Genomic DNA, 7,743 nt, shown 5'->3' on the forward strand with positions numbered 1-7,743 from the left:
CAGATTCCATTTTTTTTGATGGTGCAGTGCGTGGGGCCCACGAAAAGCGGGTGCCATGCAGGCGGCGGGCGAGCGGGCGGCGGGCGGCGGGCGGCACAGGCCATGGGCGCGACCTTTCATACGGCGGATGCGCTCTGCGTCCTCGTACTTGATTTCGGCAGATCGTCTGGGCGGCACTCTCGCACGGTGCGGAGCCGGCACAGGGCGATCAGGGAGCCGACGGATCAGGCGGCCCGGACCGCCATGAGATTCAACAGTGCGGCCTCGATGGCGGCGGCCGTGGTCTTGGGCTGCTCCATCGGGAACAGGTGGCTTCCGTCGAGCACCGTCACCCGCCCCTGGGTGATGGTCAGCGTCATCGCCATGCCCACCTGCCGCACCTCGGCCGATGAGCGCCCGCCAATGAACGCCGCAGGGCAGCGCAGCGGGTGCGCTCGCAGCAGCTGCGACAGGTTGTGCGGCAGGGTGTTGTAGATGGCGGTCTCCACGGCCCGGTCGAAATGCAGCATGTGCCGGCCCTCGTGCTCGCGCAGGCCGTGCTGGATGTAGTCGCGCAGCACCTCGCCGTCCCACTGCGCGAAGGCCTTCTTCTTGCGGAAATGCTCCAGCGCCTCGTCGGGGCTGGCCCACGCGTTGCGCCGGGCCCGGCTGACCTTGCCGGGCGACACGGCACCCACCAGCTGCGTCTGCTTGGCCATGCCCAGCGCACTGGCGCGCCAGCCGCTGATGAGGGGCGAGTCGATCATCAGCACGCCGCGCGCCAATTCGGGGTGGCGTGCGGCGGCCATCACGCTCAGGAAGCCGCCCAGCGAGTGGCCCACGAAGAACACCGGCCCGCCTACGCGTTGCACCTGCTCCTGCGCGAAGTCGGCCAGCTGCTGCACCAGGTGCGGCCAGTTGTTGGTGACGGGGTACTCGGGCGCATGCCCGTAGCGGTCCAGCGCGCTGACATCGAAACCCCGGTCCTTCAGGTGGCGAAACAGCACCGAGTAAGTGCCTGCCGGAAAGCTGTTGGCGTGCGAGAAGACGATGGGGAGCATGGGGCTTCGGCGGCTGCTGCTGTGGCGGCGTGCCGCCAGGGCGTCAGACGAGCTTGTCGCGCGGGTTGGTGATCTTCTTGATCGGGCGGCTGCGCGACGGCTCGACCTTGATCGGCACTTCGGTCAGGCCACCGTGCCATGCGGGGTCTTCGATGCTGTCGAACACCTCGCGCAGCTTCTCGCCCCAGCTGTTGTGCAGCATGCGGAAGTAGGGGTTGTGCTCGTCGATGCAGACGATCTTGTCGGTGGCGAACTGGCCCACCTCATACACCACCAAGTCCAGCGGCAGCCCCACCGACAGGTTGGACTTGAGCGTGCTGTCCATGGACACCAGCGCGCACTTGGCTGCCTCGTCGAGCGGCGTGTCGGGCGTCAGCACGCGGTCGAGCACGGGCTTGCCGTATTTGGATTCGCCCACCTGGAAGTACGGCGTCTCGGACGTGGCTTCGATGAAGTTGCCCGCCGAGTACACCTGAAAGAGCCGCATGCCCTCGCCCTGGATCTGCCCGCCGAACACCAGCGAGACATTGAAGTCCACACCCGAGCGCTTGAGCGCAGCGCCGTCGCGTTCATGCACGTGGCGCACGGCGGCGCCCAGCACGCGGGCGGCATCGAACATGCTCTTGGCATTCCAGATCGTCATCGGCTCGCCGCCCTCGCGGTCGGTGAGCTGCTCGGACTGCAGGATCTCGCGCACCGACTGGGAGATGCTCAGGTTGCCGGCGGACAGCAGCACCATGAATCGGTCGCCCGCCTTCTCGTAGATCATCATCTTGCGAAAGGAGCTGATCTGGTCCAGGCCCGCATTGGTGCGGGAATCGGACAGGAAAACCAGTCCGGCGTTGAGCTTGATGGCGACGCAATACGTCATGGAGGGCAATTGGGGGACAAAGGGTCGAGTGTAGGCGTTGTCGCCGTTGCGCTGCGGACTTGCCCCAAGACGGTGCGGCAGAAACAGGGGACAAAAGGTGCGGCGTGTCGCCAATGTTTCAGATGATTTCGCAATATGAAAAGACATTCGCATTTCCGGACATCGGCTTCGCGTGTCGGGCGGGATTCCGCCTTGTGGTTCGAAGAATGGCGGGTGGGTGGCGACACGGTGGATCGCCGTTGTTCTCCCGCTTTTTCTTCCTCATCCACTCTTTTTCCAAACCATGACGACCAGCTCCATCTCTTCCCCTTCCCGTGCCGTTTCGCCCCGTTCCGAACGCGCCGAAGTCGCCGATACCGCCTCTTCGAACAAACGGCCTGCCGGTTCGAGCCAGCCGGGCGGCGATGCCCGCCTGGACGGCCTGCAGGCGCGGTCCCCGGACGCCAGCGCGGAAGGTGCTTCGGCCAAGCGCCCACGCACCTCGCTGCTGGGCGCGGATTCGGGCATCGCAGCCCGCGAGGCCAAGCTCGACAAGGTGTACACCACGCTGTCCCTGCAAGCCCGGCAGACCCACGCGGCCAACCAAAAGCGCCTGGAAGCCGGCGTACAGAAGCTTTTGCAAAATGCCTCCGTGCAAGCCGAGATCGCGGTGGGCAAGGACGTGCGCGATTGCGTGGCGGACGCCCTCAAGAGCCTGCTGGAGGAAGCCCAGTTGTCCACAGATATTTATAAGCCCAAGGACGCCACACAATTGGCGGGTTACGGTCGCTATCTGCTGCACAGCCACGCGAAGGAGGGAGAGTCGTTCTGCCTGCAACTGTTCGCGTTCGATGCCAGGCAAAAGACCCCCATCCACGACCATCCCAACGAGTGCGCTTCTTTCATCCTGAAGGGCAAGTTGTCGGAGCGAATCTACCGACCGACCGGCGAAACGAAAGACAACACGCCGCTGGCCGAAAAGACCGAAAGAAATGCGCGGACAGAAGCGTCGTTGGCCGGCTTCGGGCCTGACGAGCTGGGCGTGCCCCACAGCCTCAAGAACAAGTCCGGCGCCATCGCTCTGTCGGTGCACCTGTACCGCGACATGGATGGCCTGTCCGAAGGCCAGCAGATCGCGGCCAAGACCAAGTTCGAACGCACGGGCAAGGAATAGAAGCCCGCGGTTTCTCCAGCCGAGTAAGTCAGCCTCGCCTGAGGTCGATGGCCTGCGCGGCCTAGCCCCGTACCAGCCGCTTGAGCTGGTACAGCGCGTCCAGCGCCTCGCGCGGGCTCAGGGTGTCGGGCTGCAGTTCGGCCAGCGCCGCTTCTGCCGGGCTCACCAGCGGCCCCTCGGCCTCGGGTGGCTCGGCGAACAGGTCCACCTGCGTTTCGCCCTCGCCGGCCCGCTGCTCCAGCGCGGCCAGCGTGTGGCGCGCATGGTTCAGCACCGGCCCCGGCACGCCCGCCAGGCGGGCCACGTGGATGCCGTAGCTGCGGCTGGCCGGCCCCGGCTGGATCTCGTGCAAAAAGACGATGTTAGAGCCCGATTCGGTCGCGCCCACGTGCACGTTCACCGCGTGCTGGTGGCGCGCGGACAGCTCGGTCAGTTCGAAGTAGTGGGTGGCGAACAGCGTGAACGCCTTGGTGCGGTCGTGCAGGTGCGTGGCGATGCCGCTGGCCAGCGCCAGGCCGTCGAAGGTGCTCGTGCCGCGCCCGATCTCGTCCATCAGCACCAGGCTGTGCGGCGTGGCCGAATGCAGGATCTGCGCGGCCTCGGTCATCTCCAGCATGAAGGTCGATTGCGCGTTGGCCAGGTCGTCGGCCGCGCCGATGCGCGTGTGGATGGCATCGATGGGCCCCAGGCGGCACGACGTGGCCGGCACGTGGCTGCCCATGCTGGCCAGCAGCACGATCAGCGCCACCTGCCGCATGTAGGTCGATTTGCCGCCCATGTTGGGCCCGGTGATGACCTGCATGCGGGTGTTGGCGTTCAGCCGCGTGTGGTTGGCGATGAAACTGCCGGACGAGGTCTCGGCCAGCCGCGCCTCCACCACCGGGTGGCGCCCGCCCTCGATCTCGATGCAGGGCTCGGGCGCGAACTGCGGTGCGCACCAGTGGAGCGTGAGCGAGCGCTCGGCCAGCGCGCACAGCACGTCCAGCGTGGCCAGCGCATGCGCCAGCCGCGTAAGGGCGGGCACATGCGGCTGCAGCCGGTCCAGCAGCTGCTCGTACAGCCATTTCTCGCGCGCCAGGCCGCGCTCCTGCGCCGACAGCGCCTTGTCCTCGAAGGTCTTGAGTTCCGGCGTGATGAAGCGCTCGGCGTTCTTGAGCGTCTGGCGCCGGCGGTAGTCGTCGGGCACGCGGTCCAGGTGGCTGCTGGTCACCTCGATGTAGAAGCCATGCACCTTGTTGAACTGCACGCGCAGGTTGGCGATGCCGGTGCGCGCCCGCTCGCGCGTCTCCAGGTCGAGCAGGAAGGTGTCGCAGTGCGTCTGGATGCCGCGCAGCTCGTCCAGCTCGGCGTCGAAGCCCGGGGCGATCACGCCGCCGTCGCGCACCAGCGCCGCCGGCTCTTCATGGATGGCCGCGCGCAGCAGTTCGCCGCAATCGACCGGCGGACGCAGGTGGTCGAAGATCTGGGCCAAAAACGGCTCCGAAGCATGGAATACCCCGGCAAGCTGCTCTGCTTTTTGTAGCGTCTTGCACAGGCCCAGCAACTCGCGCGGGCGCACCTGCCGCAGTGCGATGCGGGCCGTGATGCGTTCCACGTCGCTCACGCCGCGCAGCTCACCGCGCAGCGCCTGCCATGCGCCGGTGCCCGAGGCCGTGCCGCGCAGCGCCTCCGTGGCCGACAGGCGCTGGCGGGCCTCGGTGCGGTCGCGCCGCGGCTCCAGCAGCCAGGTCTTGAGCAGGCGGCTGCCCATGCCGGTCATGCAGGTGTCCAGCAGCGAAAAGAGGGTGGGCGCGTCTTCGCCCCGCAGCGTGCGCGTCAGTTCCAGGTTGCGGCGCGTGGCCAGGGGCAGGGCGATCAGCTCGTCGCTCTGCTGCACGCGCACGCCGTGCACGTGGGTGAGCGATCGGCCCTGCGTGTGCTCGGCATAGGCCAGCAGCGCGGCGGCGGCGGCGTGGGCCTGGGCCAGGTCCTGCGCGCTCCAGGCGGCAAGGCTGGCCGCGCCCAGTTGCTCCAGCAGCTTGCGCTCGCCCAAGGCGGCGTCGAACTGCCAGTCCGGCCGCAGGCTCAAGGGGCAGGCGAATGTGCCGTTCTGGCGCAGCGTTTTGAGTTGCTGCTCGAAGCGCTCGGTCACGCCTGCGCTGTAGATCACCTCGCTCGGGCCTATGCGCGCGATCCAGGCGCCCACCTCGTCGTGCGTGCATTCGGCCAGGTGCACCAGCCCCTGCGTCACGCTGAGCCACGCCAGGCCGCAACGCGCGCGGGGGCCCTGGTGCACCGACAGCAGCAGCGATTCGGCCTTGTCGGACAGCAGTTCGCTGTCGGTGAGCGTGCCCGGCGTGACCACGCGCACCACCTTGCGCTCCACCGGCCCCTTGCTCGCGCCCACTTCGCCCACCTGCTCGCAGATGGCCACCGACTCGCCCATCTTGATGAGCCGGCCCAGGTAGTTCTCCAGCGCGTGGAAGGGCACGCCGGCCATCACCACCGGCTGCCCGCCGGACTGACCGCGCTGCGTGAGCGTGATGTCCAGCAGCCGCGCGGCCTTCTCGGCATCGGCGAAGAACACCTCGTAGAAATCGCCCATGCGGTAGAAGACCAGCGTGTCGGGGTACGCGGCTTTCAGGGCCAGGTACTGCTGCATCATCGGCGTGTGGTGCGAGAAGTCGCTGCCCAGATGCGGCGCGGCGGGCGCGGGCGTGCCAGGGGCGGATGGCGATGCGGTGATGGGGGCGTTTTCTGCCGGCTGCTGCATGTTCTGGGTTCTCTCGACTTCACCGGGATCGCGGAGCGCGCGACGGCCGCTCGCTGCTGGCAATCCCCTGCGGGGTGGCATCGCGGCACCCGCTCGGTCAGCGGCCGGCCGCGGCGAACCCGCTATTGTGGACGAGCGCCCTGGCGCAAGCGGGCCTACCCACCGCATCGGCAGTGCCTTGGCCGGCAGCCGCCGCCGTGCCCCGGGCCTTGCCAAAGCATGGGTGGATGGATGCTGATTTCAAATAAAGCCAGAAAATAAGAAAAATATTCTCAATATGGCTCACTAACATGGTTGCTGTTACCCGGATCAACGGAAATCAAGCAGCGCCATGGAAATCTACCTCGACGCCAACGCCACCACGCCCGTCCTGCCCGCCGCCCGCGATGCCGCCCTGGCCGCGATGGCGGACGACTACGGCAACCCCAGCAGCACGCACAGCACCGGCCTCAAGGCCCGCGCGCTGATGGATGCGGTGCGGGCCCGGGCCCGCCGGGTGGTCGGTGCGCCTTCGGGCCAGCTGATGTTCGTGAGCGGCGCGACCGAGGGCATCCAGACCGCCGTCCTGTCGGCCCTGGACCATATGCGCAGGCAGCGCGCCGCAGGCGGCGACGGCGCCGCGGGGCCGCAGTTGCTGCTGTACGGCGCGACCGAGCACAAGGCGGTGCCCGAGGCGCTCCGGCACTGGAACACGCTGCTGCAGCTCGGCCTGCAGGTGTTGCCCATTCCCGTGGCGCACGATGGCTGGCACGACCTCGACTGGCTGCGCGCCCATGCGCCGCGCGCCGCGCTGGTGTGCACCATGGCCGCCAACAACGAGACCGGCGTGGTCAGCGATCTGGCGGGCATCGCGCAGGCGATGGCGGGCAGCGGCGCGCTGTGGCTGGTGGACAGCGTGCAGGCCCTGGGCAAGATGGCGCTGCAGTTGGCCGACCACCCCATCGACTACGCCACGTTCTCCGGCCACAAGCTCTATGCGCCCAAGGGCATCGGCCTGCTGTACGTGCGCGAGGGCGCGCCGTTCACGCCCATGATGGCCGGCGGCGGGCAGGAGGGCGCCCTGCGCTCGGGCACCGAGAACATGGCGGGCATCGCCGCCCTGGGCGCGGTGCTGGCGGCGCTGGAGGGAGGCACCACGTTCCAGCCGCCATCGGTGCTGGCGGACTACCGCGCGCAGCTGGGCGCGGCGCTGGAGGCGGCCTTCCCCGGCCTCGTCTTCAACGCGCCGCCCGGGCTCTGCCTGCCCACCACGCTCAACTTCTCGGTGCCGGGCGTGGGCTCGCGGCTGTTGCTGGATCTGTTCGACGCCGCGGGCGTGCGCGTCAGCGGCGGCTCGGCCTGCAGCGCGGCCAAGGCCCAGCCCAGCCACGTGCTGCAGGCCATGCAGTTGCCGGCCTGGCAGGCGGACTCGGCCGTGCGGCTGTCGTTCGGCCCGGCCGCGGATGCTGCCTTCATCGGCGAGGCCTGCGCCCGCATCCGCGCGTGCGGCGAATCGCTGCGTGCCAGTTGCCTGGGCCCGGCCCAGCCGGCCGCGCTGCCCGTCGAAGGCGTGACCCGTTTCGTGGTCGATGGCGCATGCTGCTACCTGGTGGCCGATGCCGCCAGCCGCCGCTGCGCCGTGATCGATCCGCTGCCCGAGCTGACCGAGCGGCTGGCCCAGCTGGTGCGCTGCCAGGGCTACACACTGGCGGCAGTGCTGGACACCCACAGCCATGGCGACCACGCGTCATCCGCCGCCGCGCTGCGTGCCGCCCTGGCCGGCCACCCGGCCGCGGACGCAGCCGTGGACGCCCTGGGCTGGCCGCAGCCCGCCGAGCGGATCGACCTGGGTACGCTGCACCTCACCCGCCTGGCCACGCCGGGCCACACCGAAGATGCCACGGCCTATCTGCTGCACGGCGCGCAGGGCCTGCGCCTGGCGTTCGTG

Annotated in this window: 5 protein-coding genes; 2 read left to right on the forward strand and 3 right to left on the reverse strand. The window is 68.6% G+C overall.

What is annotated here, in order from left to right; all coding sequences use genetic code 11:
• Positions 1-224 precede the first annotated feature (224 nt).
• Together AC27IO_RS17865 and AC27IO_RS17870 are read right to left on the reverse strand one after the other, a co-directional pair.
• Positions 225-1,040 carry an alpha/beta fold hydrolase gene (locus AC27IO_RS17865; protein WP_498739967.1) on the reverse strand — a complete coding sequence of 272 codons (816 nt, stop codon included), beginning with the start codon at positions 1,038-1,040 and terminating at the stop codon, positions 225-227.
• A gap of 43 nt (positions 1,041-1,083) precedes the next feature.
• A complete protein-coding gene (locus tag AC27IO_RS17870) occupies positions 1,084-1,911 on the reverse strand; it encodes a proteasome-type protease (RefSeq protein WP_284394794.1) in 828 nt (275 codons plus the stop codon).
• A gap of 283 nt (positions 1,912-2,194) precedes the next feature.
• Here AC27IO_RS17870 and AC27IO_RS17875 point away from each other — a divergent pair, with 283 nt between their 5' ends.
• Complete coding sequence (locus AC27IO_RS17875; protein WP_498739971.1) at positions 2,195-3,064, forward strand: cysteine dioxygenase; 870 nt, start codon at positions 2,195-2,197, stop codon at positions 3,062-3,064.
• A 61-nt stretch (positions 3,065-3,125) separates the two neighbouring features.
• On the opposite strand, the gene mutS is transcribed toward AC27IO_RS17875, so the two are convergent.
• The gene (gene mutS, locus AC27IO_RS17880) at positions 3,126-5,708 is read right to left on the reverse strand and encodes a DNA mismatch repair protein MutS (RefSeq protein WP_498739974.1); all 2,583 of its coding nucleotides are present in this window, start codon (positions 5,706-5,708) and stop codon (positions 3,126-3,128) included.
• A gap of 439 nt (positions 5,709-6,147) precedes the next feature.
• Here mutS and AC27IO_RS17885 point away from each other — a divergent pair.
• A partial coding sequence (locus AC27IO_RS17885) for an aminotransferase class V-fold PLP-dependent enzyme (protein WP_498739972.1) occupies positions 6,148-7,743 on the forward strand: 1,596 nt, incomplete at its 3' end.

The organism is Acidovorax sp. KNOB132 (assembly GCF_057541515.1).